General features: G+C 58.2%; 29 protein-coding genes, 1 tRNA gene and 2 pseudogenes. 24 read left to right on the forward strand and 8 right to left on the reverse strand.

What is annotated here, in order from left to right:
• Positions 1–139 precede the first annotated feature (139 nt).
• The 14 genes and pseudogenes from IVB36_RS15280 to IVB36_RS15345 all read left to right on the forward strand — a co-directional run.
• A pseudogene (locus tag IVB36_RS15280) lies at positions 140–1066 on the forward strand (IS3 family transposase); the annotation flags it as partial.
• A gap of 60 nt (positions 1067–1126) precedes the next feature.
• A complete protein-coding gene (locus IVB36_RS15285; RefSeq protein WP_247392037.1) occupies positions 1127–1453 on the forward strand; it encodes a hypothetical protein in 327 nt (108 codons plus the stop codon).
• A gap of 173 nt (positions 1454–1626) precedes the next feature.
• The gene (locus IVB36_RS15290) at positions 1627–2298 is read left to right on the forward strand and encodes a restriction endonuclease (RefSeq protein WP_247392039.1); all 672 of its coding nucleotides are present in this window, start codon (positions 1627–1629) and stop codon (positions 2296–2298) included.
• Positions 2237–2725, forward strand: a complete 489-nt coding sequence (locus IVB36_RS15295; RefSeq protein ID WP_247392041.1) for a hypothetical protein — start codon at positions 2237–2239, stop codon at positions 2723–2725. Before IVB36_RS15290 ends, IVB36_RS15295 begins: the two co-directional genes overlap by 62 nt.
• Positions 2676–3227 (forward strand): hypothetical protein, encoded by a 552-nt coding sequence (locus tag IVB36_RS15300; protein ID WP_247392043.1) that lies wholly within the window; start codon positions 2676–2678, stop codon positions 3225–3227. The genes IVB36_RS15295 and IVB36_RS15300 overlap by 50 nt, the downstream gene beginning before the upstream one ends.
• Before the next feature lie 191 nt (positions 3228–3418).
• Positions 3419–3901, forward strand: coding sequence for a hypothetical protein (locus IVB36_RS15305; protein WP_247392045.1), 483 nt, complete (start codon positions 3419–3421; stop codon positions 3899–3901).
• Between the two features lie 478 nt (positions 3902–4379).
• A complete protein-coding gene (locus IVB36_RS15310; protein WP_247392047.1) occupies positions 4380–4682 on the forward strand; it encodes a DUF1778 domain-containing protein in 303 nt (100 codons plus the stop codon).
• 3 nt (positions 4683–4685) lie between these two features.
• Positions 4686–5198, forward strand: coding sequence for a GNAT family N-acetyltransferase (locus IVB36_RS15315; protein WP_247392049.1), 513 nt, complete (start codon positions 4686–4688; stop codon positions 5196–5198).
• 20 nt (positions 5199–5218) lie between these two features.
• Positions 5219–6355, forward strand: coding sequence for an SIR2 family protein (locus IVB36_RS15320; protein ID WP_247392050.1), 1137 nt, complete (start codon positions 5219–5221; stop codon positions 6353–6355).
• 7 nt (positions 6356–6362) lie between these two features.
• The gene (locus IVB36_RS15325; protein WP_247392052.1) at positions 6363–6503 is read left to right on the forward strand and encodes a hypothetical protein; all 141 of its coding nucleotides are present in this window, start codon (positions 6363–6365) and stop codon (positions 6501–6503) included.
• Positions 6500–8221 (forward strand): ATP-binding protein, encoded by a 1722-nt coding sequence (locus IVB36_RS15330; RefSeq protein ID WP_247392054.1) that lies wholly within the window; start codon positions 6500–6502, stop codon positions 8219–8221. Before IVB36_RS15325 ends, IVB36_RS15330 begins: the two co-directional genes overlap by 4 nt.
• A 59-nt stretch (positions 8222–8280) precedes the next feature.
• Complete coding sequence (locus IVB36_RS15335; RefSeq protein WP_247392056.1) at positions 8281–8964, forward strand: hypothetical protein; 684 nt, start codon at positions 8281–8283, stop codon at positions 8962–8964.
• Between the two features lie 3 nt (positions 8965–8967).
• Positions 8968–9927, forward strand: a complete 960-nt coding sequence (locus tag IVB36_RS15340; RefSeq protein ID WP_247392057.1) for a DNA-processing protein DprA — start codon at positions 8968–8970, stop codon at positions 9925–9927.
• A gap of 1 nt (position 9928) precedes the next feature.
• Positions 9929–10429, forward strand: coding sequence for an HAD-IA family hydrolase (locus tag IVB36_RS15345; protein ID WP_247392059.1), 501 nt, complete (start codon positions 9929–9931; stop codon positions 10427–10429).
• Between the two features lie 72 nt (positions 10430–10501).
• On the opposite strand, the gene IVB36_RS15350 is transcribed toward IVB36_RS15345, so the two are convergent.
• From IVB36_RS15350 to IVB36_RS15365, 4 genes are read right to left on the reverse strand one after another with little or no spacing between them, the layout of a single operon-like run.
• Positions 10502–10972: a hypothetical protein gene (locus IVB36_RS15350; RefSeq protein ID WP_247392061.1), complete on the reverse strand. Its 471-nt coding sequence runs from the start codon at positions 10970–10972 to the stop codon at positions 10502–10504.
• Positions 10973–10985: 13 nt separating this feature from the next.
• Positions 10986–11837 (reverse strand): hypothetical protein, encoded by an 852-nt coding sequence (locus IVB36_RS15355; RefSeq protein ID WP_247392063.1) that lies wholly within the window; start codon positions 11835–11837, stop codon positions 10986–10988.
• A gap of 12 nt (positions 11838–11849) precedes the next feature.
• A complete protein-coding gene (locus IVB36_RS15360) occupies positions 11850–12740 on the reverse strand; it encodes an ImmA/IrrE family metallo-endopeptidase (RefSeq protein ID WP_247392064.1) in 891 nt (296 codons plus the stop codon).
• Between the two features lie 8 nt (positions 12741–12748).
• Positions 12749–13309: a helix-turn-helix transcriptional regulator gene (locus IVB36_RS15365; RefSeq protein WP_346731047.1), complete on the reverse strand. Its 561-nt coding sequence runs from the start codon at positions 13307–13309 to the stop codon at positions 12749–12751.
• On the opposite strand from IVB36_RS15365, the gene IVB36_RS15370 reads away from it, so the two are divergent.
• From IVB36_RS15370 to IVB36_RS15400, 8 genes are all read left to right on the forward strand, one after another.
• Positions 13211–13450 (forward strand): DUF2188 domain-containing protein, encoded by a 240-nt coding sequence (locus tag IVB36_RS15370; RefSeq protein WP_134490789.1) that lies wholly within the window; start codon positions 13211–13213, stop codon positions 13448–13450. The two genes, IVB36_RS15365 and IVB36_RS15370, sit on opposite strands and share 99 nt — an antisense overlap.
• Positions 13451–13538: 88 nt before the next feature.
• A complete protein-coding gene (locus tag IVB36_RS15375; RefSeq protein ID WP_247392088.1) occupies positions 13539–14462 on the forward strand; it encodes an AAA family ATPase in 924 nt (307 codons plus the stop codon).
• Positions 14459–14935 carry a hypothetical protein gene (locus tag IVB36_RS15380; protein ID WP_247392065.1) on the forward strand — a complete coding sequence of 159 codons (477 nt, stop codon included), beginning with the start codon at positions 14459–14461 and terminating at the stop codon, positions 14933–14935. Before IVB36_RS15375 ends, IVB36_RS15380 begins: the two co-directional genes overlap by 4 nt.
• On the forward strand, positions 14932–15432 hold the full coding sequence (locus IVB36_RS15385; RefSeq protein ID WP_247392067.1) for an HORMA domain containing protein: 501 nt from the start codon (positions 14932–14934) through the stop codon (positions 15430–15432). The genes IVB36_RS15380 and IVB36_RS15385 overlap by 4 nt, the downstream gene beginning before the upstream one ends.
• The gene (locus IVB36_RS15390; protein ID WP_247392068.1) at positions 15432–16328 is read left to right on the forward strand and encodes a CBASS oligonucleotide cyclase; all 897 of its coding nucleotides are present in this window, start codon (positions 15432–15434) and stop codon (positions 16326–16328) included. The genes IVB36_RS15385 and IVB36_RS15390 overlap by 1 nt, the downstream gene beginning before the upstream one ends.
• 33 nt (positions 16329–16361) lie before the next feature.
• Positions 16362–17087: a DUF6602 domain-containing protein gene (gene nucC / locus IVB36_RS15395; RefSeq protein WP_247392069.1), complete on the forward strand. Its 726-nt coding sequence runs from the start codon at positions 16362–16364 to the stop codon at positions 17085–17087.
• 660 nt (positions 17088–17747) lie between these two features.
• A complete protein-coding gene (locus IVB36_RS40435) occupies positions 17748–18338 on the forward strand; it encodes a recombinase family protein (RefSeq protein ID WP_346731048.1) in 591 nt (196 codons plus the stop codon).
• Positions 18229–19404 carry a recombinase family protein gene (locus tag IVB36_RS15400; protein ID WP_346731049.1) on the forward strand — a complete coding sequence of 392 codons (1176 nt, stop codon included), beginning with the start codon at positions 18229–18231 and terminating at the stop codon, positions 19402–19404. The genes IVB36_RS40435 and IVB36_RS15400 overlap by 110 nt, the downstream gene beginning before the upstream one ends.
• Here IVB36_RS15400 and IVB36_RS15405 read toward each other — a convergent pair.
• Both IVB36_RS15405 and IVB36_RS15410 read right to left on the reverse strand, forming a co-directional pair.
• A tRNA-Met gene (locus IVB36_RS15405) sits at positions 19361–19466 on the reverse strand. The genes IVB36_RS15400 and IVB36_RS15405 overlap by 44 nt on opposite strands.
• Entirely contained in the window at positions 19425–20087 is a 663-nt protein-coding gene (locus IVB36_RS15410) for a TenA family protein (protein ID WP_247392071.1), read from the reverse strand. The genes IVB36_RS15405 and IVB36_RS15410 overlap by 42 nt, the downstream gene beginning before the upstream one ends.
• 1740 nt (positions 20088–21827) lie before the next feature.
• Between IVB36_RS15410 and IVB36_RS15415 the strand changes: the two genes are divergently transcribed.
• Positions 21828–22535 carry an SPASM domain-containing protein gene (locus IVB36_RS15415; protein ID WP_247392072.1) on the forward strand — a complete coding sequence of 236 codons (708 nt, stop codon included), beginning with the start codon at positions 21828–21830 and terminating at the stop codon, positions 22533–22535.
• 114 nt (positions 22536–22649) lie between these two features.
• Entirely contained in the window at positions 22650–22964 is a 315-nt protein-coding gene (gene sugE / locus IVB36_RS15420; protein ID WP_247392073.1) for a quaternary ammonium compound efflux SMR transporter SugE, read from the forward strand.
• 23 nt (positions 22965–22987) lie between these two features.
• On the opposite strand, the pseudogene IVB36_RS40440 reads toward sugE, so the two are convergent.
• Both IVB36_RS40440 and IVB36_RS15425 read right to left on the reverse strand, forming a co-directional pair.
• Positions 22988–23094, reverse strand: a pseudogene (locus tag IVB36_RS40440) (inorganic phosphate transporter); the annotation flags it as partial.
• 423 nt (positions 23095–23517) lie between these two features.
• Positions 23518–23775, reverse strand: coding sequence for a hypothetical protein (locus tag IVB36_RS15425; RefSeq protein ID WP_247392074.1), 258 nt, complete (start codon positions 23773–23775; stop codon positions 23518–23520).
• Between the last annotated feature and the right edge of the window lie 655 nt (positions 23776–24430).

Here is a 24430-nt window from a genome sequence, read left to right on the forward strand (position 1 = left end):
CCAACGACGTGGAAAAGGTTCTTGCCAATGTCGATCCCAAACACCGTTGCCGGCCTGGGCTTGTTCCGTGTCCTCATTGCTTCCTCCTTTCAAAAGCCAACTCAGTCTGACTGAGAGGACGGGGCGGGTCATCCCATTAATGGTAGGGCCCGTCGCCAAGCGCGAAGCCGTCGCGCACCTGCAGGCCGTCATGGGTCTGTCGGAGCGGCGGGCCTGCGGCATCGTCGGCGCTGACCGCAAGATGGTTCGCTACCGATCGTGCCGACCGCCGGACACCGAACTACGCGGCCACTTGCGCGGGCTTGCTAATGCCCGTCGGCGGTTCGGCTACCGCCGGCTGTTCGTGCTGCTTCGCCAGCAGGGCGAGCCGTCCGGGCGGAACCGGATCTACCGTCTGTATCGAGAGGAAGGCCTCAGCGTGCGCAAGCGCCGAGCCCGCCGCCGCGCCGTGGGCACCCGAGCGCCGATACTGGTCGAGGCTCGGCCGAACGCCCGGTGGTCGCTGCATTTTGTCCACGACCAGTTCGCCAGCGGCCGTCGCTTCCGGGTCCTGAATATCGTCGATGACGTGACCCGGGAATGTCTGGCGGCCATCCCCGACACCTCGATCCCGGGGCGGCGGGTGGCACGCGAACTGACGGCGCTGATCAATCAGCGCGGCAAGCCGGGCATGATCGTCTCCGACAACGGCACCGAGTTCACCTGCAATGCCATGCTGGCCTGGTCGGAGGAGAACAACATCGACTGGCACTTCATTGCGCCGAGCAAGCCGATGCAGAACGGCTTCTGTGAAAGCTTCAACGGCCGGATGCGGGACGAGCTTCTCAACGAAACCTTGTTCTTTGGCCTCGATCACGCCCGCGCCAAGATTGCGGATTGGGTCGGCGACTACAACGGCCAACGCCCGCATTCCTCGCTCGGCTATCTGGCCCCTGCGGCCTATGCCGCCTACCTCACCGCAACGTGCGATCGGCTGCGCAACCCCGACCAGCTCCGCCGATCGCACGTTGCTCACACCGCGCCAAACGGCGTAACATCCGCCGAGACTCTAACCGCTACTGGGTGAAACTTCAGGGGCAGGTCAGTCCCAATATTGTTCTTCTGATTCGGAGGATCCTGCATGAGTATGAGCAAGCGTATCCTTTTCGGTAACGATCCTGCCGATGACCCCATTCGCGAGAGAATGCGCAAGGGCACAGAGGCGTTCCTTGAGCAGTTCAAATTCAAGATTCCGATGCGCCGCCGAAATCGTCTTGGGCGAGGCCCGTATTGGGATGCGTACTGGCGTTCCTGTGTCACTGCCGCGGCAAAACAATTAGATATCGAGGCGGTGCAAATCAACGATCAGATGTGCGTCAATACTCAAGCGCATGCTGTGGCTATCAAGAATCGTGCCGTAGAATTGCATCGAGCAGAAACCAAGACGCTTTCGAAGATGGTTGATTCCGTCTGAGATTGCGCATCCATCGCGAATTACTCTTTGACCCCCGCACGGACCATCGAGACAATATCGCGGTGACGAACCATCCCGGCATCTCTTCGCCCGGAGCCGCCATACGCCTGAGCCAACTCGACGACTTTCCTAGATAAAGCCGCCCAGATCATTCTTAAATTGGCAACAAGAGCGTGAGTTACGATTTCTCTTCACTGTCGCATCCCGATTTTGAAAGTCTGTGCCTCGACCTGGTGGGCGCACATACCAGCTTACGATTTGAAGCATTCAGCCCAGGCCCGGACGGCGGCATCGATGGACGGCACGCCAAAGCCAATGAGCTGACCATCCTACAGGTCAAACATTATCGCGGCTCGCGATTCTCCGATTTGACACGCGCCATGCGGCACGAGCGCGCCTCTATCGAGGAACTGCAACCGACCCGCTATATCTTAGCGACGTCTCACGTCCTGACACCGGACAACAAGGCTGTTCTCGCCGAAATTATCGGGCCCTCCCACCAATCTGAGAGCGATATCCTTGGCCCCGCCGAACTGAACCGGCTGCTTAGGGACAACCGCGATATTGAGAAGGCTCATATCAAGCTTTGGCTTTCAAGCGCTGTTGTCCTAGACCAGATCGTCAATGCCGCGCTGAGCGGGTTCACTAACGCGACCAAGGACGAGATCGAGAGGAAGGTTAAGGTTTACGCTCAGAACCCGAGCTTTAAGGAAGCCTCCGATCTCCTCGAAAAGCGAAACGTCATCATTGTGTCTGGGCCACCCGGCGTTGGAAAAACGACGCTTGCTGAAATGCTGGCTTACAACTATCTGGGCGGAGAACTGGCAGCTCGTAGCTGTTCGTGACCTGGATGACGGATTCGCAAAAATAGACGATAGAAAAAAGACAGTATTCTTCTTCGACGACTTTCTGGGCCAAGTACGGCTGGACCTGCAGACGTTAGGTCAGCAAGAAGCTCATCTGCTAAAATTTCTGGATCGCGTCAGGCGTTCACCGAACGCGCGCTTCATTCTAACAACCCGTGCTCATATTTATGAAGAGGCAAGAACACAATCTGAGCGCATGGATGACAAGAAGGTCGATATTACAAAATACGTCCTAAACGTCGGCAAGTACACAAGGCGCATCAAGGCGCACATCCTCTACAATCACCTCGCGACATCGGACCTCGGTGAAGAGTATCTCGAGGCGCTTATCGATCACGAAATGCTAGCTTCAATCATTGATCACACACAAGAACTACAATCCAAGAACCATTCGCGCCATTACTGACACCCTGAACACCGAAGGCGTCAGCGTAGCGGGATATCCCGACTTCTGCATTTCCAGCCTCGATCGGCCAAACGACCTTTGGGAAAAGCCGTTCAAAAATATCCCAGACAAATGCCAGCACCTTTTGATCGGCCTTTTCTTCTGCAGCGGATCAGGGTCTCGGATCTCCGACCTCAGACTGGTTTTCGACGCGACCCACGCAGCAATGTGCGAGCAGTTCAGGATTGGGGCGGGCCCGAAGGACTTTGAAGAGGCATTGAAGATAATGGAAAGCGGATTCGTCGCTATCAGCTCGACCACCGTTTCGTTCATCAACCCGTCGTTACGCGATTATCTTCAGGAATACCTGAAAGATATCGCACTCCTGAAGATCATCTTGCCCAACTGGCTTCCTGGGCACAGAATATATGGAATTATCTTGATGAAGTCGTCAAACCGGCACGCGAGGATCGGGAGCAACTGCTCTATGGCTTCAGGAATGCCTCGAAACGACTGCATCTAACGCCGGTTTTCAAGAAAGACGAATACGCTACAGACAACAGTTTTAGATACTACGATCTCGCGTTTACCAGCAGGCTCCAGCTTCTGCTCAAATGGTGGTCCAAATTTAGCGATAAGGAACTGGCTGAGACAATTCGTGCATTCATCGCAAACGACGATCTTCGATACTCCGTTTGGATTGATGGACTGGCATTGCCGGCACTTATTTCCGATTTTCGAAGTGGTCAATATCGCACTTTCCCGCAATCAAAGGAGCCGGCCGATCTCCTGGAAGCAAAACTCATCGAGGTTGTAGGATATGATCCATCCAGTGACGCGCTCTCCCAAATGTGGGACAGGGTCGATCGTCACCTCGGCCCGGAGCTGTCTCCGCAGGTAGCAGAGGCGTTTCAATCTGCCCTTCGGCGTCACCTCGATGAGGCGGAGTCGATTGTCGACCAACTAGACTCAGAATCGGAACTCGAAGACCATCAAAAGGCGCTGGTGAAATTAGCGTCGCGGGTTGGTGAGGATGCAGGCTCTGCCCTTCAGCATGCGAAGGCCCGAATTCGTGAGTTGAATAGCGAGACTCCGGTTGAGGCTCCGGAATCCGTTCCCGAGCCCAAGTCGCGGGAGCCGGATAAATTTACAGACACGGAAATCCTCAGCCTGTTTTCAACCTTGCGCCGTCACTGACAGCTCGGGCGATCCATCCGGCAACTTCCCGGCTTCGATCGGATTGGTATCGTCCGGGGGCGATACCGGGGTAGCAAGGGCAAGGGCGGCCGGGGCGGAGGGGGATCACCCGGCCTGCACAAGCGGATTTCGGAGTTACGGACATGCTGAAAGTCCGCGCGGAAGGTCGGGGAGACCGCCCCGGACGGTGCCGGCCTGCCGGCGCGCACCCTTGCCGGCGCGGGGGCGGAGCGCTTAGCGAACCGGCCTGGCGTGCCAGGCGAGAGAGCCGGATCAGGATGTGTTGAACGCAGTAACCGTGCTGGACATGAATCCTGATCGCCGCTGCCTTGATCTAGGACGTTGCGGGGCTGTCCCCGCGGAGCGGGTTGGTCGAGACGCGAGGCTCGGGCGTAGGGGAAGGTTTTCCCGACGGGTGACGGCATTTCATTGACTTTCCCGGCCATTGGCCGTACACAAAGGCTCAAGGAGAATGATGATGGCACAAACTGCAACGCATCCGCACCGCGGCCGGGTCCGTGGCGAGCGTCTGGAGACGCGCGTTACGGCCGACCAGAAAAGCCTTATTGAGCGCGCCGCGGCCCTCCAGGGCCGGACGGTGACCGATTTTGTATTGTCCAGCGTCCAGGAGGCCGCCCGCCGGGCGATCGAGGAGCATCAGCGTCTGGACCTGTCGGTCCGTGACAGCGAGACCTTCGTAGAAGCGTTGCTCAACCCGCAGCCAGTCAATGACCGTCTGCGTGACACGGTGCGCCGCTATCGCCAGGCGACCGGCATCTGACGGGTGGCGGACGATATCGAAGAAGCCCTGCGGGTCGAGATCGTCGGCGCCCAGCACGACAGGTCTGCGTTCGAAAGTGGAGTCGAGCCGCTCGACCGGTATTTCCGGGTTCAGGCGGGTCAGGATGCCCGCAAGAACATGGCCGCGCCCTTCGTGCTGGTACTGCCGGACGGTACGGTGGCTGGCTACTACACCCTTTCGTCGACGGCGGTGAATCTCGGGGACCTGCCGGAAAAGACAGTGCGGAAACTGCCGCGCTATCCGCTCGTTCCGGCAACCCTTCTCGGCCGACTCGCGGTCGATCGACGCCATCAAGGCAAGGGGTATGGCCGGTTTTTGCTAGCGGACGCCCTCTTTCGGGCCGTCAGGAGCGATATCGCGTCCTTCGCGGTGGTCGTAGATGCCAAGGATGAAAATGCGCGCCGCTTCTACGAGCGTGAAAGCTTTTTGCCGTTTCCCGACCAGCCAATGAAGCTGTTCCGGCCGATGGCGGACATCGAACGGCTCTTTAAATAAGAAAAATTGGGGGGAACGAAATGGCATTTTGGGACGGGCGCGGCGCGGCGAAAGAGAACATTCGGCTGTTTGAGACTGCAAAGACTTGGCGGCGTTACACTGATGAAGTCGATACGACGACGGGAGAGACCAAGGAGCGCGGTTCGGGCCGGGCAATCGACGGATTTCTGCTGAACGGGCTAAACGCCACGAACTTGCTCATGCTCACCGGAGCCGGTTCATCCTTCTGCGTCGCGAACGCGACTGCGTCGAGGCTGAAGGTAACGACGGCGCCGGGACTTACCGATCTCTGGAAGGCATCAAAGGGCGCCATGGGCGCGGCGGCCTTCGACAAGGTGCTCGGGATCATCCCGAATGGCACGAAGATCGCTGACATCGAGAAGCTGCTGACGCAGTGCAAGCTCTACGTGGCGCTCTACGGCGATACGGATGCGAACGGCAAGCTAGTCGCCGAGTTCATCACGAAAGCCGAGGACGCAATCCTTGCACGGGTCGATTTCGTCGATGCGGAGACCGATCTGGTGGCGCACCAGGGGATCTTGCGCAAGCTAGCACGCCGTGGCGTGCGCAAGCCTCGCACGAAGCTCTTCACCACCAACTACGATCTCGCTTTCGAGTACGCGGCGCGGCTCCAGCGTTTTGTGGTGATCGACGGTTTCTCACACGCTGCGCCGCCGGTCTACGACCGCTCGCATTTCGGGCTCGACATCGTTCGTCGGGATAATGCGAAGGATGCGCCCGACTATCTCGATAGCGTCGTCCAGCTCTTCAAGCTGCATGGATCGATCGACTGGCGACGGACGGCGACGGAGATCATCCGGGCGCGTGGCGCCGAGGGCAAACCGGTCTTGATCTATCCACGGGACAGCAAGTATCAGGAGGCTTTCGAGCCGCCGTACTTGGACATGATGTCCGCCTTCCAGACTGCGCTGCGCGAGCCGGACACCACACTGCTAGTGGCCGGCTTCAGTTTCAGCGACAGCCATCTTGCCCAACCGGTTCTTGCTGCGTTGGAAAGCAATATGAGCTTCAAGCTCGTGGTTTGCGATCCGGTGTTCATCGACCAAGCGCTGATCGACGCGGACCCGCTAAAGGTAGAGATCGAGGCTACCAAAAACGAGTTACTGCAAGCTCATCCGCCTGGTGCAGACGGGTGACGAGCGGGTGATGCTGCTGAACGGGCGCTTCGAGGATCTCGCCCTCGCGCTTCCTGATCTTGTCGCCGAGACCGAGCGCGAACGCCATGCGATGCGGGTCAAGGCGCTTCGCGACGCCACGCCCGGCGCGGCCGGAGCAAAGCCATGAATGCGCCGAGCCTCGTTGATCCTGACTACTACATCGGCACCATCACCTATGTGGGCGCGTCGCTCGTCCAGGCAAACTTGCCACAAGCGACGGCGCGTCCAGAAAGGCGGCGTCTCTCGCGCGGGGCAGTTGGGGAATTCGTCTTCATTGACTGCGAGCAGTACAAACTCCTCGGGCGTATCCTCGAGGTCCGGGTCCCGGACGTGGAGCGTCTCAGCCTGGAGCCGAGCCTCGGCGCGCCGCCTGACCCGCACCCGATCGGCCGCATCCAGCTTCTTGCGACCATCGACCAGGCAAGCCAGCGCCTTCAACGCGGCCTAAAGACCCATCCTCGAGTTGGCGACGGGGTCTACCTGGCGAGCGGCAGTGCCTTCGGCAGCCTGATTTCGAATACGACGAACGCTCCGGGCGACGTGGCGCTGGAATTGGGCACGCTTGACGCCGGTGGTGGCGTACCGATCAGGCTTTCGGCCGAGAAGCTTTTCGGCCGCCATTGCGGTGTGCTCGGCGCGACGGGCGGCGGCAAGAGTTGGACGATTGCCACGCTTCTCCAACAGATCAAGGCCGTAGGTGGCCGCGCGATCCTGTTCGATCCGACCGGCGAATTCGCCGACATCCCGGCCATCTCGAAGCACTACACGTTCAATCATGCCGAAGGGACAGCGCAAGTTGTCTATTTTCCCTATCAGTCGATGTCCGAAAATGACCTCTTCACCCTCGTTAGGCCATCCGGGCAGAGCCAGGGGCCGAGGCTCAGAGACGCGATCAAGAGCTTGAAACTGGTGAATGCGGCCGCAGGCGCCGCTGTGGCCGGCGTCACCGTGACGGCGACGGGTCTCGTGGAAAAGATCAACAAGCCCCGAGCGCCTTACTTCACGGCAATCGATCACTATCGAGCGCAGGTAAACACGTCGTCCTGTACCTTCAACATCCAAAACCTAGCAGACCAGGTGCAGAACGAATGCGTTTGGTCAAACTCGCAGAACAATCCTGGAAACTGGGGTGGGCCGGAAAACAACTCTATCAGCTATTGCGAGTCGATGATCTCGCGGCTGCGGACGATGATCCACTCGCCGGAACTCGCTTGTATCTTCGGCACGGCCGGAGCGTCGTTGGCGAACGTACTGAATGACTTCTGCACGAACGATGACGACGATCTCATTCGTATCTCCTTCAAGAACGTGCGGTTCGAGCATCACACGCGGGAAATTCTGCTGAACATCATCGGACGCTTCTTGCTCGATTGCGCGCGTAGCGATGTCTTTCGCGACCGGCCGATGATCGTGTTGCTGGATGAAGCGCATCAGTTCCTCGGCCGGACCGTCGGTGACGAGTACGGCAGCGTATATCTTGACGCCTTCGGTCTGATCGCCAAGGAGGGGCGGAAATATGGTCTGAGTTGCGTGCTGGCGACCCAGCGTCCGCGTGACATTCCGGCCGATGTGCTGAGCCAGCTCGGGACGCTTATTGTCCACCGGCTGACTAATGACCACGATCGTGACACGGTCGAGAAAGCCTGCGGTGACCTCGATCGTGATGCAGCGATGTTCATCCCGACATTGGCGCCCGGTGAGGCGATCGTCATCGGGCCGGATATTCCAGCGCCAGTGCCGCTTTTGATCAGCCGTCCTTCGAAGCCTCCTAACTCGAAAGGACCAGCGTTCCAGACCTATTGGTCGATCCGCAAAAACCGTAGCGATAACGACACTAGAAGTTGAATCGAGAAAGGCCGAATACCCAGCTATTTTCGCATAAGTATAAATAAGGGAGCGAAATCGTGATTCGCTGGAATCCTATTGCGGGCTGGATGGGCTTTCCTTATCTCAGCCGGTCTCAGGGTATCACCCATTCTTACACGTTGACGTACAAACTCACGGACAAAACCGGAGAAGCGTGGACGTCGCGCCTCATTCGTTTCAAGAACAAAGATAAAGCGGCGATCTACGGCGCCGGTCGGCTGCTTTATGGCGCAGTTCCCGGCTTGATTAAAGCGATGGCGGTCAATGTAAAAGATGCGGTATTCGTGGCGGCTTTGTCGTCCGGTGAGACGCAGGCCGACCCCGATCGCGCGATACCTTATTTTGCTGATCAGTCCGCCGGCCTGATCGGGGCCCGGTGTGACGTAGGTGCGCTAAGTAAAAATATCCATGAGAAGATCCATAACCTTTATTCGGCCGAACAACGCGATGCTGAACTAGAAAAGGCAGAATACAAGGCAAAGAAACTCGATGCCGAACATATTTTTGTTTTCGATGATTTCATAACGCGCGGTGCTACACTATCGAAGATCGCGTCTGCGATTCTGGAGAAGAACCCGAAGTCCAAGGTGTATGGCCTTGCTTTGGCGAAAGCGGAGAGGGTCGACTGGTGCCCGAACCCGGAAAATGATCAGGTGTCCGGAGAGTGGGACAAGATATGGCAGCAGGGCGAAGAGGAAGCGGCCGGCGCAAAGAAAGGATAGGCCATGACAGCATTGGCATCGCCCACGACGATCGCGCTGGTTGCGCTTATGAAGCTGAAGGGCGTCGGACGGCGAGCTGCCCTGAAGATTGTCGACAGGGAGATCGGAGTGTCCGAAGGACGTGAGGAGATTCTGTCGAAGGCGGAGCGTGCTAAACTTCCGGCAAGTGAACTCCTTCACGCCTGGATGCAGAGCGAGGAGGAGCTGGAGCGCAGCTTCGATGCTGGCGTCCGTGCCTTCTCGGTGCATGAGGCAGGCTATCCCGAGCGTCTGAAGAACATCCCCGATCCGCCGGCCGTCCTCTATGTGAAGGGCGATCCGCGGGGGCTGCACGCGGCTTATTGTGTCGCCGTTGTCGGCACGCGCGAACCCACCGCCTATGGTGAAAAAGTTGCACGAAAGTCAGCCGCCAGCGCGGTTGAAGCCGGGTTCATCATCATCAGCGGTCTCGCGCATGGTTGTGACACGCTGGGCCATGAGGGATGTCTCGATGCGCGCGGCGTGGGCGTGGCAGTCCTGGCGCATGGCCTCGACAAGGTTTATCCGGCGGCTAACCGGGGCTTGGCGCAGCGTCTGCTCGACTTCGAGGGTTGCCTGGTGAGTGAATATGCGCTGGGTGTCATACCACTTAGAACGGCGTTCGCAGAGCGTGATCGGATCCAGAGCGGCCTTTCAGATGGCGTCCTAGTCATTGAGACCGACGTGAAGGGTGGGACAATGCATACGGTGCGGTTCTCGCGAGAGCAGAAGCGTGCGCTCGCTTGCATCGAGCATCCTGCCACCTGGACCCATGAAGACAAGACCAAGGGTAATCAGAAGCTGGTTGCCGATCGATGGGCCGAGGCGATCCCCGATGGTGAAGCGCTCAAGCGGTTCTTGGAACGCCTGAAGTTGGAACGCGCCAAAATCTCTGAACCTCCAAAGCCGGCTCAGCCGGGATCTCAGATATCGATGGCGTTTTGAGATGGTGATCTTCGATTTTGATCAGACGTTGGTCGACAGCTCGCCGGTCGAGCATCTCCGTGCGGCGCGGAACTGGAAGGCTGTAATGGCCCAAGCGTCGAAGCTAACGGTCTATGACGGCGTCCACGAGCTTTTGAAGGAACTGCACGAGTCGGGGGAGACGCTGGCGATCGTTACAAAGAGCCCCGACATGGTCGCGAAGGCCTTCATCGGAGAACACAGGTGGCCAATAGACATCGTGCTCGGATACCATCAGGTGCGCGCTAGGAAGCCGGACCCCGAAGGACTGGTGCTGGCGATGAAGAAAGCGGGCGCTGACCCCAAGGGGACTTATCACGTCGGTGATCAGCCGGAGGACACGCAAGCTTCGCGTTCGGCTGGCGTCGTTGCGCTTGGCTCGGCCTGGGGCCTGGCCGACGCATCGGCCCTAAAGGCATCGGCGCCGGATGAGATGTTCACGAGTGTTGCCGGCCTGCGGGCCTATCTGAACGCTCGCGGGTGAAGGCTGACGGCGCATCGGCTGCTCGCTCGACCGAGAGAGAAGCGGGTTCGGAGCTAGCAGAGACGCTGACCGTCATCTGACGGTCCGTTTTCCAACTACTGTTTGGGCGACGATGCGCCGATTAATCTTCACCTTCCAAGCGATCTGTGCAGCCGAGAGATTCCGCTTCCTCATGGTCTGCTTCAGGAAAGTGTATTCCTTCTCGCCATAGAGATAGCCCAGTCGGTAGGCGTGCTCGATCAGGTCATTGTTGGCGTTCGCAGTGAGATCTTTGGCAATCCTCTTCAGGCCGTCGAAGAGGTTCCCTGTGTCGATTCGAATGAAGCGGTTGATACAGACGTTTCCGACATAGGTCGTGTTACCATTGAGATGGTTGCGTATGTAGCAGTGCTCCTTGATGTCCTGGCCGCAGGGACACTGATCGAATTCGTCGCTAATTTCGACAGCGACAAGCGACCATTCCCTTCGGGCGACATCGAAGCTACGCGAGACGGACAGAGGCAGGATGTGGGCCTTCAGTCTTTCGAAGTTGTGCCCCACCATTGCGCTTCCTCGATTAGCAAATGCGTGAGAGTCGGCCGTCTGCGCCGACATCAATCGGAAAATTCCAGTGGTTGAACAAACCTGGATCAGCGGATCTGTTTAGCTCAGGATCGCAATGCTCGTCGGGACCGAAGTTCGTCAAAAAGAGACACACTGGAGCCATAAGGGGCTTACTCAATTCGCTAAACACGATTTCAACTTTAATTTCCAGACGCCGGTCGCGATTTGCGAACCCTGCGAACAATCTTGCCTTCTCACCGCCGTCCAGCACGATCGTTGATCCGTGCATCACGGATAGCGCGTGAAGGACAATGTAAGCATTAGCCCCGTCCAGCGCTTCGGCGTCGGCCTTATCTACGATTTGGTTGAGCATCAGGACGTCCCTGAACTCTGAAAACAGTTGATCTGATGTAAAGGCAGGCTTCCAAATGAAGCGATTGCCGAGGTAGTCCAGCGCCTTTATTTCTAGGTCGGTTGGCCGCTCCTGTCGCTCGATCTTTGCAAGCGCCGCCTGCATTCTCTTCTTTGCCGCTCCGCGCTGACACCCGCAGCCAGACCTTATCTGTTCGTCTGAAGCGAGCCGCAGGTTAGCTTCGGCCGCGCGCGCGATATCAGCCCACGAGGGCTCGCGACCTCGCATCTTGAGGCTCCAGACGTCGACACTCGTAAAAACGTCCTTTCCCACCTGCGTGACGAGACCTTTTTCGCGGGTGTCGCGATGAGCAATAAAATCACCGATTTCGCGAAAAGTGGCGCGGCCCCAAGCCCTTTCCCTTTGACCGAGGAATAGGCGATCCAGATCCCCAGTTCGAAAATCGCCGGCCATCAGCCGGCGAGCGCGGTGACGCAAATCATCATCGAGCACGACACATCCTCGTCACCATTCGCGCCGGCCGGGCTGGGGCATCATCTTGTCGAAGACGTCAGGCTCATCTTCAGCTTCAAACGAAGCGAACGGTCGTGCGTCATCAAGCAGAAGCAACGAGATCGCGAAATCGTACTGCTCGGCGAATACTGTCATTTCCCGCACAGGTTCTCTGAACCAGACACCAGGCCCATGATCGATGGTCGCCCTGCCATCAATGAGCAGATCTTGTTTGACAGGGAGCGATGTTGCTGGAATTTCGATCGGCCCCGCCGACGTGCGGAAGAACGCGCCGGTTTTCAGCGCGGATGGGCTTGAACGTGCCCAAAGAATGAACCCGTCGCGGGACACGACGAGGACCGCTCGCTTCCGCGTATAACTGAGCCAACGCAATGTCGCAGCAATGAGGGAAACACGATACCGATCCGCGCAGTGGGCGATCATGTCGAGATCGACCTTGTCCCTTTCCGGGATCTGGCGGCGGAAGTCATCGAGCGGCATCAGGAAGTTGGCGGCGAACACGTTGGCCTGGTGTTCTACCTGTCCGTATTCGGAATCCCAGCGAACCACATCCTGTTCACCGCAGCGGAAACCATTCGGGTACGCCGCCCGGTGTAGCAGGAAGTGGCCGAACTCATGGGCCAGTGTGAAGTTGATCCGGCCCTTCGAGCCGATTCGGTTATTGTAGATGATTCCCCAGCCCTTGCGGCCAGCCGGGGCTTTGAATAAAGCACCATCGAAACCTGGCAGATTGTCACCCTGAACGCTGATAATCGGGTCGTCGGGAAACCGCTGCGCAGTGTATTCCCGTGCCACCGCCGGAATATCGATCGGAAAACGATCCGCCCCGAACACCGCATTCAGGAGATGGGTGATCTCGAAGGCCCAACGCTCGGGTGACAAGGGGCGTATCATTCGTCGTCCCCCAAAAGATCGGCCATTCGCCGGATCTTGTCTTTGGTGGCCGCATCCATTTTTCTGTATTTGCGAAAGAAGGCGTTATCTGTGGCGTCTTCGACTCCGACCTTCTCGGTCGTGTCGATAAGGTAATCAGCCGTAACACCGAGAACCGCCGCGATCTTTGCAACCTTATCGGCCGAGGGGCGGGGCGGATTCTTGTTCTCCAGCTCCCAAATGTAGCTTTTGCTCGATTCAGCGAGTTCAGCGAGTTTGTCGAGGGTGTAGCCCTTCGCCTTTCGCAGATCCCGGATCTTGTCGCCTAGCGGCGTCGACACGTCATGCTCTCCACACTCCAAATCATCCCTGTTCAGAGTAGCGATATATGGGGTCCTTGACAACGCGCATTTCGCCTCCCATATTAAGTTCGGAGTAGATGTATTTTTTATTTTATCATCCCGACAGAGGATCAAGATATGGCGGATAAGCGTGGACCTGACACCCATCATGTGGTGCCAAACCATGATGGCGGGTGGGATGTTAAGCGTGGCGGCGGTGAGCGCGCCTCGGGACATTTCGATAGGAAGCAGGATGCAATCGACTATGGACGGCAGGTGAGCCGTAACCAGGAAACCGAGCTGCGCATCCACAACAAGGATGGCCGCATCGGCCAGAGTGATAGCCACGGGCACGATCCCAATCCGCCTAAGGGCTGACCGCAAACGCCGCGCCGATCCGGGCGCGGCTTTTTTATTTTATGAGGCACATTCAATCACCGCCGCAGGCGGCACGAGGCAAACGAAGATGCAGAAGCTGACGGCGGTGCAGAACGAGGATTTCAACCAACCAAAGGGCATCCAGCGCGCACGCCGGCTTCCCGATCCCACGCTCGGAGCCCTGTGGAATTCAATCATCCTGGACGAGCGACTGAAGGCCCAGCTCCTGTCTCAGGCGATGCTGAATTTCACGATGCGCGGCAAGGTCGATCGTAGTGTCATTCCGCTGCACGGCGTCATTCTGCTTGTCGGACCGCCCGGGACCGGCAAGACCTCTCTTGCTCGTGGGTTGGCGCATCGTACCGCCGAGACATTTCCAGGCGGTGGGTTCCGCCTGCTCGAAGTCGAGCCGCACGCGCTTACCAGTTCGGCGATGGGCAAGACCCAGCGTGCGGTGTCGGAGCTGTTCTCCCAGTCGATCGCCGAAGCCGCCGCTGCGGGACCGACGATTGTGCTCCTCGATGAAGTCGAGACGCTTGCCGCCGACCGGTCGAAAATGAGCCTGGAGGCCAATCCGATCGATATCCACCGCGCGACCGACGCCGTGCTCGTTCAACTCGATGCGCTGGCCGAGCGGCATCCGAACCTGTTGTTCCTTGCCACCAGCAACTTTCCCCAGGCGGTCGACGCGGCCTTCACGTCGCGCTGTGACCTGGTCGTCCATGTGCCTCTGCCGGATCGTGAAGCGTGCGGGCTTATCCTGAAGGATTGCCTGACTGGTCTCGGCAAGACCTATCCGGCCATCGCGAAGCTGCCCGCCTCCCAGGGTTTCGACCGCTCCGCGGCCGAATGCGTCGGGCTCGACGGACGCGCCATTCGCAAGATGGTGGCCAACGCTTTGGCCAGCAGCGCGCAGACGGCCATGAATCCGGAACGTGTGACGATCGACGATCTGCTTGCCGCCGCGCGCGCCGCCAAGGCGGGCCGCATTTCGGGAGGCAAAGCGTCATGAGCACCGTTGCCAGCCGCACGTTCAAGAGCACGCCCGAACGAGACGCGGCCCGGACCTGGGCGGCGATCGTCGATCTGTTGACCCCGGGAAAGACCAGCGATGCACGGACCGAGCTTCTTGCCGTCGCCGGTGTCGCCGCCACCGTGATAGCGGATCAGGCGCCCAGGGATGCAGCCATCACCGTGACCTGCGATGGTCCGCGGACGCGGATCTATTGCCTTTACGATGATGATGCCGTCGAGGGCTCCGACGCCAACGAGGAGGCTCTCGGTTTTGACCCACTGAAGGGGGATTGGCGGGTTTCGCTTCCCTGTTTGGCCGACGATCTCGCCTGGGTTCAGGGCGCGCTCAAAAAGCGCAGCACCCGCATTACGGCGCGCGATCTCGCCGCGGCTGTCTCGAGTGCCGACGAGGCGGCCACCACGAAATCACAGACCCTTGTGTTCGATCCGAAAGGGTTTCTCGGCTCATGACCAACGTCGCCGTCAACACCTACACGCACTCCGTCACCTATGTCGCGGACAACATCCTGAAGAGCTTGAAGGATATCATTCGCCTTGTGGGCCTCGATCCGTCCGAGTTCGTCGGCGATTGGGAGTTGCAGATGCGCGGGGTCCAGACCTGGCTGAACACCGGTGATCTCGAAACCGTAAAGCTGGAAATCTACAATCCGAAGACGGACGCGCTGATTTTCCGCTGGGACATCGACATCGCCTATGGCTGGTCCGGCGGTGACGGCAGTTTCTGGACTGATACCGAACAGCTCAAATACGCGATCAAGAAGGCTGGCCTGGCACCGAGCGAGGCACGCTATCGACTCCTTCTGCAGAACAAGCCCGGCCGTCCCGACGTGGCCGGTTGGAGCAAGGCGAGCGGACGTTCGACGGAGGGCATGGTTCGCCAAAGCCTCGGAACGACCGTCGAGCACAGCGCCCTTGGCGCCAGCACATCTTATCTGAGGAGAGCCTGATGCTCACGATCGACGACGCGTTTCGCAAATTCAAAAGCCGCTTGGAGTTGAATGATCGAGAGCAGGCGAACGCGTCGGCGCGCCAGAAGGAAGTACGAGATTATCTCGACACCAAATTCAAGATCGATCGGAGCTTTCTGACCGGCTCGTACGCGCGCTGGACCAAAACGAAGCCGTTGAAGGACGTAGATATCTTCTTCGTTCTGAAGTCATCGGAGGATCATTACCGCTCGAAGACGCCATCGGTGGTGTTGACCGACTTTCACAATGCCTTGATCGAGAAATATGGTGACAAGGCCAAGAAGCAGAACCGCTCAATCAACGTCGATTTCGGCGTGAAGGCCGATGCCGACGACAATACCGACTATCGCGTCATCAGCGTCGATGTCGTTCCGTCGTTCGATAAGGACGACGATTTCGAGATCCCCGACAATGAACTCGGCAAGTGGATCGAGACCAACCCTCAAACCCATGCCGCAGAGGCCACCGCAGCACATCAGGCTTATTCCAGCGAATGGAAGGGCCTCGTGCGGATGGTGAAATATTGGAACAACAACCCGAAGCACGGTGAGAAGCCGGTAAAACCCTCGTTCCTCATCGAGGTCATGGCGCTCCAATGCCTACATGGCGGCTGGGGTGGCAGCTTTGACCGCGAGATTCAGGGGTTCTTTGCAACGCTCGCAGCCCGGATTTTCGATGAGTGGCCCGACCCTGCTGGCCTCGGCCCGGCGATCAGCAACGGAATGGACACTGCGCGCAGGACGCGAGCCCGCGACCTACTGCGTGCGGCGGAGCGCGAGACGACTCTTGCAATCGACCATGTGCGTCGCGGCCGGAATGGCGAAGCGTTGCGAGCCTGGCGCGAACTGTTCGGCCCGAAATTCCCGCTGTCCTAACGGCAAGCGCTTGAATCAAAGTGAGGTCTACCGATGTCAGAATGGTCTTTGTCCCAGCTTCTTTCCTCGTTGCATGAAGATATTCAGCAGCGTCTCGCAACCGTTCGGAAGTCGTTCAACCATCCGGGTACGAAGGGTGATGCCAGCGAGAATGTCTGGATCAGCATGTTGGAGACGTATTTGCCGAAGCGCTACCAAGCGGCGAAGGCACATGTAGTGGACAGTCTTGGAAACTTCAGCCAGCAGATCGATGTCGTGATCTTCGACCGGCAATATTCGCCGTTCATCTTCACATACGAAAACGAGACCATTATTCCCGCTGAGAGCGTCTACGCCGTTTTCGAGGCGAAGCAGACGGCAGACGCTGGCCTAGTCGCGTATGCGCAGGAGAAGATCGCAAGCGTTCGCCGGCTGCATCGCACGAGTCTCCCCATTCCATACGCGAAGGGCGTTTATCCGGCGAAGCCGTTGATTCCAATCTTGGGCGGTCTCTTGACCTTCGAGAGTGAATGGAGTCCAGCGCTGGGACCGTCATTTGAGAAGGCGCTGGTCGCCGACATCGGTGATGGGAGGCTCGACATCGGCTGCGTCGCGTCACATGGCCATTTCTTCTTCGATCGAGCCGCGGCGAGCTATATGTTCGTCAACGAGAACAAGCCGGCGACGGCGTTCTTGTTTAAGTTGATATCACAGCTTCAGTTTAGTGGCACGGTTCCTATGATCGATGTCGAAGCTTACGGTAAGTGGCTTACAAAATGACTTGCTAGGGTCGGCGATGCACTCTCTCACGGAATTCCTTGCCGGCCTGCCTGGCATCATGCCCGTCAAGACGAGAAGGCTCGTTCTTGAAGGAGGCGTTTAGCGACGGCGGTGCCTAGCTCTTTCACGCGCGACTACACGGCTATGACGGGCATGATATTTGGCGACACCCCTGCTTTCGAGGATATCTTGAACGGGTGGCAAAATTCGAGGCTGATGTGAACTCGAGGAGATATCGATGAGGTTGCATCGCCCTGATATGCGCGATCACGAAAATTTTTGCAGTGCGCTCGGCTTCGTCTTGTCGCGCGTGACTACGACGCCGCTCGCTGCTTTCCGCTTGGTCTCTCTACAAGCCATTGATTTACAAGAGCTTTCCATCTTGTCAACGCGCCATCATTTGGCATCATTGTCGCGAAGCGGAGTGTTCCGCGCAAGGACGAGGACGCGATCGTGGCGCGACCGAGACGTACAACAGCCGAAAAGCTTCGTGTGGTCGCCGACGCGGCCCGCGAACCGGCTGTGCCTGCGTCGTCGAAGCCCGATCCACGCCTCATCAATCTGGTCCGGCTGCTGGCGCGACAGGCCGCACGGGACTTCGTTCAAGCCGAAACAGACAACCGGACGCGAGACCGCCTCCCGGAGTAAGGAGGTCGCCTCATGAGGGTCGCGCTCTACGCTCGCTACTCATCGGACAATCAGCGAGACGCCTCGATCGAGGATCAGTTGCGGGTCTGCCGTCTGCATGCAGAAAAGCAAGGCTGGACGGTCGTCGATAGCTATACCGACCGGGCGATCTCAGGCTCGTCGCTGCTGCGCCCCGGCATTCAGGAACTGATCAGCGACGCGATGCACGGCAAGTTCGTCGTCGTGCTGGCCGAAGCTATGGATCGCCTCAGCCGCGATCAGGAAGACATCGCCGGACTGTTCAAGCGCATGGCGTTCGGCGGGGTGCGTATCGTCACGCTGTCCGAAGGCGACGTGACTCATCTGCATGTCGGGCTCAAGGGGACGATGAACGCCCTCTTCCTGAAGGACCTGGCCGACAAGACGCGCCGCGGGCTACGCGGGCGGGTTGAGGATGGCAAGTCCGGCGGCGGGCTGTGCTTCGGCTATGACGTGGTGAAACAGTTCGCATCGAATGGCGAACCGATCCGCGGCGATCGAACGATCAACGAGGCGGAAGCCGCCGTCGTCCGCCGTATCTTCGGACTACATCGCCGGCAAGTCGTCGCGCGCCATCGCTTTTGAGCTGAACAAGGAAGGCGTGCCTGGGCCGCAGGGCGCCGAGTGGGGACCGTCAACGATCCATGGCAATCCGAAGCGTGGCGTCGGCATTCTCAACAACGAACTTTATGTCGGCCGCCTCGTTTGGAACCGGCTCCGTTATCTGAAAGACCCGGATACGGGAAAGCGAGTCTCGCGTCTCAATCCTGAATCCGAGTGGGTGATTCAGAAGGTGCCGGAGATGCGAATCATTGACCAGGGAGCCTGGGATGCAGTGAAGGCACGCCAGCAATCGCTCGCCTATGAGACCTCTGAGCCCGGCGAGAATGCGTTGAATGAACGGCGACGTCCGAAGCACCTGTTCGCCGGGTTGGTGAAGTGCGGCTGCTGTGGTGGCGGTTACACGATGATCTCGAAAGATCTGCTTGGCTGTGCGACGTCACGGAACAAAGGCACCTGCGACAACCGCCTGAACATCAGGCGAGACGCCCTCGAAGCCTCGGTGCTCAGCGGCTTGCGGACGCACCTGATGGAGCCCGAGCTGTTCAAGGAATTCTGCGATGAGTTCACCCGCGAGGTGAACCGCCTGCGGATTGAGCGCAGCTCAGACATCATCAGTCAGCGCAAAGAGCTGGAACGCGTCCAACGAGACTTGGATCGAGCGATTCAAGCCATCCTCGATGGCGTGCCCGGCGCTCAGCTCAAGGACAAGATTGGTGGTCTTGAAGCCCGCAAAGCAGAATTGACCGAACTGCTGGCAAACGCTGAGGAGCCGCCGCCGCTCTTGCATCCGAATATGGCCGAGATCTACCGCCAGCGGATCGCGGTACTCTATGAGAGCCTGCAGAACGAGGATGGGAAGGCGGAAGCAGCAGAAGTCTTCCGTACGCTAATCGATCAGGTGACGCTCGTGCCCAACGAGGAAGAGCTGGCGATCGTGCTGCGCGGCGACCTGGCCGCGATCCTTCGGTTCGCCGCGAACAAGAAAAACCCCAACGTCCTTTCGGAGGCCGGGGTTTTGGGTGCCTTGCTTTCGCAAGAATCGTTGGTTGCGGGGATAGGATTTGAACCTATGACCTTCAGGTTATGAGCCTGACGATTGCCGAAGGGTTATTCGACACGCTGGCCTGCGCGCCAGCCCATCTCCCAGAAGTCTGCCTCGAGTCGGGTGGCTTCCTTGAAGATCGCAGTCAGTTCTGCCTCGCGGGCCGGCGTGGCGTAGAGATCGGCAAGATGTTCCATGTGCGCCCGCGCTTTTGCGGCGACCTCCCGGTACGGCGCGCCGGCGTACTCGGCGATCCAAACGCGATAGGAGTTCGTCGCAGCGTCCGCATCGGGTCGCGAGGCGAGCCGTGTTGCGATCTCCGCGTGCCCGATCACACAGGTGGCAAGCACCACCTTGAGTGCCAGCAGATCGCCGCGCAATCCTGCGTCGAGCACATAGCTTGTGTTTCGACCGCGGGAGGGGTTTTCAAGGTCGCTCAGGGATAGCCCCCAACCTGCACAGAGCTTCACATGCAGGTTCATCTCGACATCAAGGATGGCCGAAAGGCCGGCCGCTGCTTCACGCATGTCGGCAACTTTAGGCGACTTGTAGACTGAGAGCGCGTAGGCACGAGCAAACTCGATGAGGAATAGGTAGGCCTGAACAAGGAAGTGACGAAACGCCGCTTCGTGGAGCGAGCCGTCTGCCAATCCGTTCGTGAAGGGATGCTCGGTGTAGGCCCGCCACTCAGCGGATGCTTCTGTCTTTAGACGCTCGAAGAAACTCACGATGCTTTTCGCTTGGCTTGCTTTTCCATGAACGTCTGCGGCCCGCTACCGATAGCGCATTGCGAACCGGGTGGACGCTGACCTTGACAGGCCGCCGCGATCAGCCGGTTCGACGGCGTGGGGACCGATATGCGTTTCCACGTTAGCACACCGCGAATCGCGCAAGGACTGGGGAGAAATTTCATCAGGTCGGGTGGCGTCGCAAACGGTACTTGCCTGTAACCTCGTCGTTACGAAAATAGCTTTTAGAACCAGACCGCGTTTCCATCGCCGTGGTAGCTATATGGTAGCTAGCGGTCGTCGACTTCGCGTGAGGAGTTGATCAAGTTATTGATTTCGCTGGTACAGTTGGGTGGACTCGAACCACCGACCTCTTCCACAGACTGAACGTCGAAATTCAACCGCACCAATATCGCACCAGAAACGGCGTGAACGAACCGCAAAGAAAGCTATCGAGCTCGAACGAAACTGCAGCATAATCAAGCAATCCGGTCGATAGCCTGCCGCTCATAGTGGTCTGGTTGAGCTTCGAGTTACTCGCTCCACCAGGAATCAGAAACCTATACAGCGCAAGCCAAAGAGCGCCGCCACAGTGATCGCGTCGAGGCGATAGCTGCTGTCGAGCGGATCATCCGAGCAGCATTTGCTGTAGAGAGCCCCTCCTCCCATGCGATTTACGTTCGGGCCGCTATCCCGTGCAACAGCCTGGAAAGAAAAGCCCGAGGGACTCTGCTGTTCTCGGAACTTGTGAATAGGTTGTGGTCAGGCTCCATGAGGAGATTGTCATCGCGATCATGATATTACCGCGGCCTGAGGGCAAACATATACCAGGCAGGTGCCGATGATGAATCGAAGAGTTGTTCCCGGCTCGTGTAAACTCTCGTCGCAAGACTGGACCGGTGGCTCGCCACATGCGGAGCTCACATCTGTGAGCTTGCTGAAGAGAGGACTTCCCGGTCATATCGGCGCTCATCGGCAGATCGGCCCAATCCATTGTGGTGCTTTCTGTCTGCGACTTTGTACCGTGCCGCCCCCCTGTTTTGCCGTGCGCGTCTTGATATAGATTTCAAGGCGATGTTTATCAGCAAGAAGTCAGCACCTGCCGTCGCTGCGCGATGCCGACCATCATGATGACGTGGTGCTCGGGGCAGGCTACACCGTCAAGATTCATAAGAAAGCTGTCATTCAGCTCATTTTCGAGAGAGCTTGAATCGTACGTAGCGTCATATTGTATTCTATCGATTGCGTAGAGTTTCACTTCGGTCGCGCATTTGGGAGGACATTCATCGCGGACGTGTCGAGTTAAGGACAGTACCGCCAATGGCATGAGTGATGCTTCTTGGAATAAGCGAGACGTTAGACGAACCCCATCGACGGATGTTTATTCGGCAGCCGTCCAATCCTGCTGGGCTGGGGTGTTATGGGAGAGAGCCGTGGCGCATTCTTCATCTGCCTCGATCGCGCTTGCGACCATGCCGAGTCGCGCTGGTGGACGACGAATCGAGAACTGAAGCATGAGCTAACCGGCATGAGATGCAAATCGACAGTCCCCTCAATATCTCTTTGTTCCAAACGCGGAGCGCGGAAGTGGACAATATAGAATCGATGACTCCACAGGAGCTGCGCTCTGCAATCAGTGGCGGCAGGGTCTTGGAGATAACTACGACAACTGGCTGTGTCGTCGGATGTTCTTATTGTCCGCAAGACAAATTTGCCGAACGGCAAAGAGCGATATCCGACGTGAAGCATCTTTCTCTCCAAGATTTCAAGCGATGTCTGGCGCGCGTACCAGCAGCCGTCGACATTAGCTTTTCCGGATATTCGGAGCCTTGGCTCAATCCGGCTTGCACCGAAATGGTTGAGCATGCCTATGCGTGTGGCCATGGAATCCGAATTTTCACAACCCTGGTAGGAATGAACGGGCGGGATCTAAGACGTTTGCGTGCGATGCAGTTCCGCATTTTCCTAGTGCATGTTTTTGATGACGGCACGCACATGGATAGTGGTCTCGTCAGGCGCAACTATGTCGATTTGATGCGCCAACTTGTCGATGCCGACATTTCATCGTTGCTCTTCATAGTCATGGGCGAGGTGCATCCCGCACTTGTCGGCACAATTCCTGACGAAGCGCTGGTTCGCTCGCTTCCGCCGAGCAGCAGGGCTGGCAACGGCGAGAAGATGGTTGGAGCGCGGCAGCCAATCGCTGGAGCACTGACATGTCCTGACGAACGGCAATATCGTAATGTTCTTCTCCCAAACGGCGACGTTACTTTCTGTTGCATGGATTTTGAGCGCCGACACGTTTTGGGCAACCTCCTCCGCGACAGGTACAAGGATCTCTTCGAAGGGGTAGCCTTTTGCAACATTGCCGATCGCATGAACGGAACGGACGGCTTTCTGCTTTGCCGATCGTGTGAATTCGCCGAACCAATAACGTCGGAATGCTGATCTTTGAGCGAAGTTAACCCCTGCTCGAGGCGAATCGCGAGACTAGCAAGGACGGCCTTCCAGCGCATGACCACATCAGCCGCCGGGACGACCTGCGATAAACGGAGGGCCGCCATGGCCTGGAGCATTTTGTTGGTCGCCGGCCTGCTGGAGGTCGCCTGGGCAATCGGCCTCAAATACACGGAGGGCTTTACCAAGCCCGTTCCCTCCGTGCTCACGCTCGCGGCCATGGCCGGCAGCGTGACCCTGCTCGGCCTTGCTCTAAAGACGCTGCCCATTGGAACTGCTTATGCGGTCTGGACCGGCATCGGTGCGGTCGGCACGGCGGCGCTCGGCATCATCTTGTTCGGAGAACCGGCCGCCGCATTTCGCCTTGCCAGCATGGGACTGATCGTCGCCGGCATTGTCGGGCTGAAGCTCGTGTCCTGACGAAAACATCGAAAGCATTGACCCTACCAGGTCAGCGCCGCAACGATAGCCGAGGTCGGCACGTGATTCTCCAGGCATAGACGATCGAGCTGGCCACGTTCCAGCGCACCGCGGAGGGCGCGGCGCCGACAATGGCTAGGAAAGTCGCCAAGGAGAAGATGCCGATGCAAGCCCTCTGGGCCGAGACCATCTGGGCATTGAAACCCAGCTATGCGGCAGATCTCCGGGCGACGGTCAAGAAAGGTCGGTTGCCGGAGTTATAGGACCCTCTCCAGAGCAGCAGGGAAGAAGATGCAGATCGGCGGATCGTGTTCGTTCTGAATTGTTTCCGACCATCCCGCGTCGCCACCATCAGAGACTGCCGATCCAGTTCAAGCCGCAATCAGGTGAGCTTGCGATCTCTGAGTGAGCTCAGCTCCGCGGCTCGAACTACCGGTGCGACTTCATTGTGTGGTTGCAAAGAAGCTCATTCACCCAATCTCTTTTGCAGGAGCCTTCACTGAAATCAGCGAGCCGGCGGTGCCGGCGCGCGGCATTCGATTCGTGCTCGACCTCAGACCCGCGGCTTGTTTGAACAATGATCGCTATTGTCGCGAGACGACATCGCGATCGAAAAACGCCGGGAGCTTGCATCATGCCCGTCGGCACAGAGTCTGCACACAAGGAGGGCATGGGAGCGACGCTGCGAATTCAGCGGCTCACGCTTCGTTCTGGAACGCGCGCACTTCGAGTTCGGAAAGGTGAGATGCGATTTGACGTTCTTGTTCGGGCTGCCGCAGCAGTTGCGCTCGTCGCGTGCGGTGTTGCTCATTCAGCGGATCTCCAACCAATCGTCAGCGAGCCATGCTGTTTCCAACCGAACGAGCAGCTGCATTGTGTTCTGAGGCATTGTTGTGATCGGCGCCTGCAAGGCCGGCCCACACGTCTTTGTGACCTAAACCGCACGTGTGGTGTTCAGCTTGTTACGCGCCCGGCCAAATTCTGGCGTGAATCGGAGCAGCCGTGGCTTGAAAAGGCAATCGCCGCCGATATCGCCAACAGCAGCGAAAGTCCGGAAGGGACTTATGCGGCGTCCTGCAGCAAAGGGCCCAATTCGATTACGTCCTTCGCGGAGCCGGCGTTGAGCAAGCGCTCACAGCGGCTTCCTGCATCAGACTTGAGTGTGAGTGTATGAGTTTTGGTGGGACAGCATCTGGCGACCTCTGGGAATCAAGCTGCGAGCCCTGGGCTTGTCAAACCTGAAAGTTTGCGTCGAATGGAGTGGAGGTCGGCTGCATCCCAAGCCTCATTCGTGTTGCCTACCTCGCCCAATGGTGCCTTGAACGCCACCGGCCTTCTTCCGCTCAACCTGTACCCGGCGGAACTGATTGTTTTCCGTGCCACGCCTTTGCTTTGTCCGGAGAGCCCGCCATTCTTCCGAGTAAATGCGGCTCTCTCGAACTCAAAAGGCGCCGCCTTGGCATGAC

The organism is Bradyrhizobium sp. 35 (assembly GCF_023073215.1).
In the GTDB taxonomy this organism is placed as follows: Bacteria; Pseudomonadota; Alphaproteobacteria; order Rhizobiales; family Xanthobacteraceae; genus Bradyrhizobium; species Bradyrhizobium canariense_D.

Coding starts and splice junctions, on each gene's coding strand:
- IVB36_RS15285 (WP_247392037.1), top strand. CDS start 1,127: ATGAGCAAGCGTATCCTTTTCGGTAACGATCCTGCCGATGACCCCATT.
- IVB36_RS15310 (WP_247392047.1), top strand. CDS start 4,380: ATGGCACAAACTGCAACGCATCCGCACCGCGGCCGGGTCCGTGGCGAG.
- IVB36_RS15320 (WP_247392050.1), top strand. CDS start 5,219: ATGGCATTTTGGGACGGGCGCGGCGCGGCGAAAGAGAACATTCGGCTG.
- IVB36_RS15330 (WP_247392054.1), top strand. CDS start 6,500: ATGAATGCGCCGAGCCTCGTTGATCCTGACTACTACATCGGCACCATC.
- IVB36_RS15340 (WP_247392057.1), top strand. CDS start 8,968: ATGACAGCATTGGCATCGCCCACGACGATCGCGCTGGTTGCGCTTATG.
- IVB36_RS15345 (WP_247392059.1), top strand. CDS start 9,929: ATGGTGATCTTCGATTTTGATCAGACGTTGGTCGACAGCTCGCCGGTC.
- IVB36_RS15350 (WP_247392061.1), bottom strand. CDS start 10,972: ATGGTGGGGCACAACTTCGAAAGACTGAAGGCCCACATCCTGCCTCTG.
- IVB36_RS15370 (WP_134490789.1), top strand. CDS start 13,211: ATGGCGGATAAGCGTGGACCTGACACCCATCATGTGGTGCCAAACCAT.
- IVB36_RS15365 (WP_346731047.1), bottom strand. CDS start 13,309: ATGTCCCGAGGCGCGCTCACCGCCGCCACGCTTAACATCCCACCCGCC.
- IVB36_RS15375 (WP_247392088.1), top strand. CDS start 13,539: ATGCAGAAGCTGACGGCGGTGCAGAACGAGGATTTCAACCAACCAAAG.
- IVB36_RS15380 (WP_247392065.1), top strand. CDS start 14,459: ATGAGCACCGTTGCCAGCCGCACGTTCAAGAGCACGCCCGAACGAGAC.
- IVB36_RS15385 (WP_247392067.1), top strand. CDS start 14,932: ATGACCAACGTCGCCGTCAACACCTACACGCACTCCGTCACCTATGTC.
- IVB36_RS15390 (WP_247392068.1), top strand. CDS start 15,432: ATGCTCACGATCGACGACGCGTTTCGCAAATTCAAAAGCCGCTTGGAG.
- nucC (WP_247392069.1), top strand. CDS start 16,362: ATGTCAGAATGGTCTTTGTCCCAGCTTCTTTCCTCGTTGCATGAAGAT.
- IVB36_RS40435 (WP_346731048.1), top strand. CDS start 17,748: ATGAGGGTCGCGCTCTACGCTCGCTACTCATCGGACAATCAGCGAGAC.
- IVB36_RS15400 (WP_346731049.1), top strand. CDS start 18,229: ATGGCGAACCGATCCGCGGCGATCGAACGATCAACGAGGCGGAAGCCG.
- sugE (WP_247392073.1), top strand. CDS start 22,650: ATGGCCTGGAGCATTTTGTTGGTCGCCGGCCTGCTGGAGGTCGCCTGG.
- IVB36_RS15425 (WP_247392074.1), bottom strand. CDS start 23,775: ATGAGCAACACCGCACGCGACGAGCGCAACTGCTGCGGCAGCCCGAAC.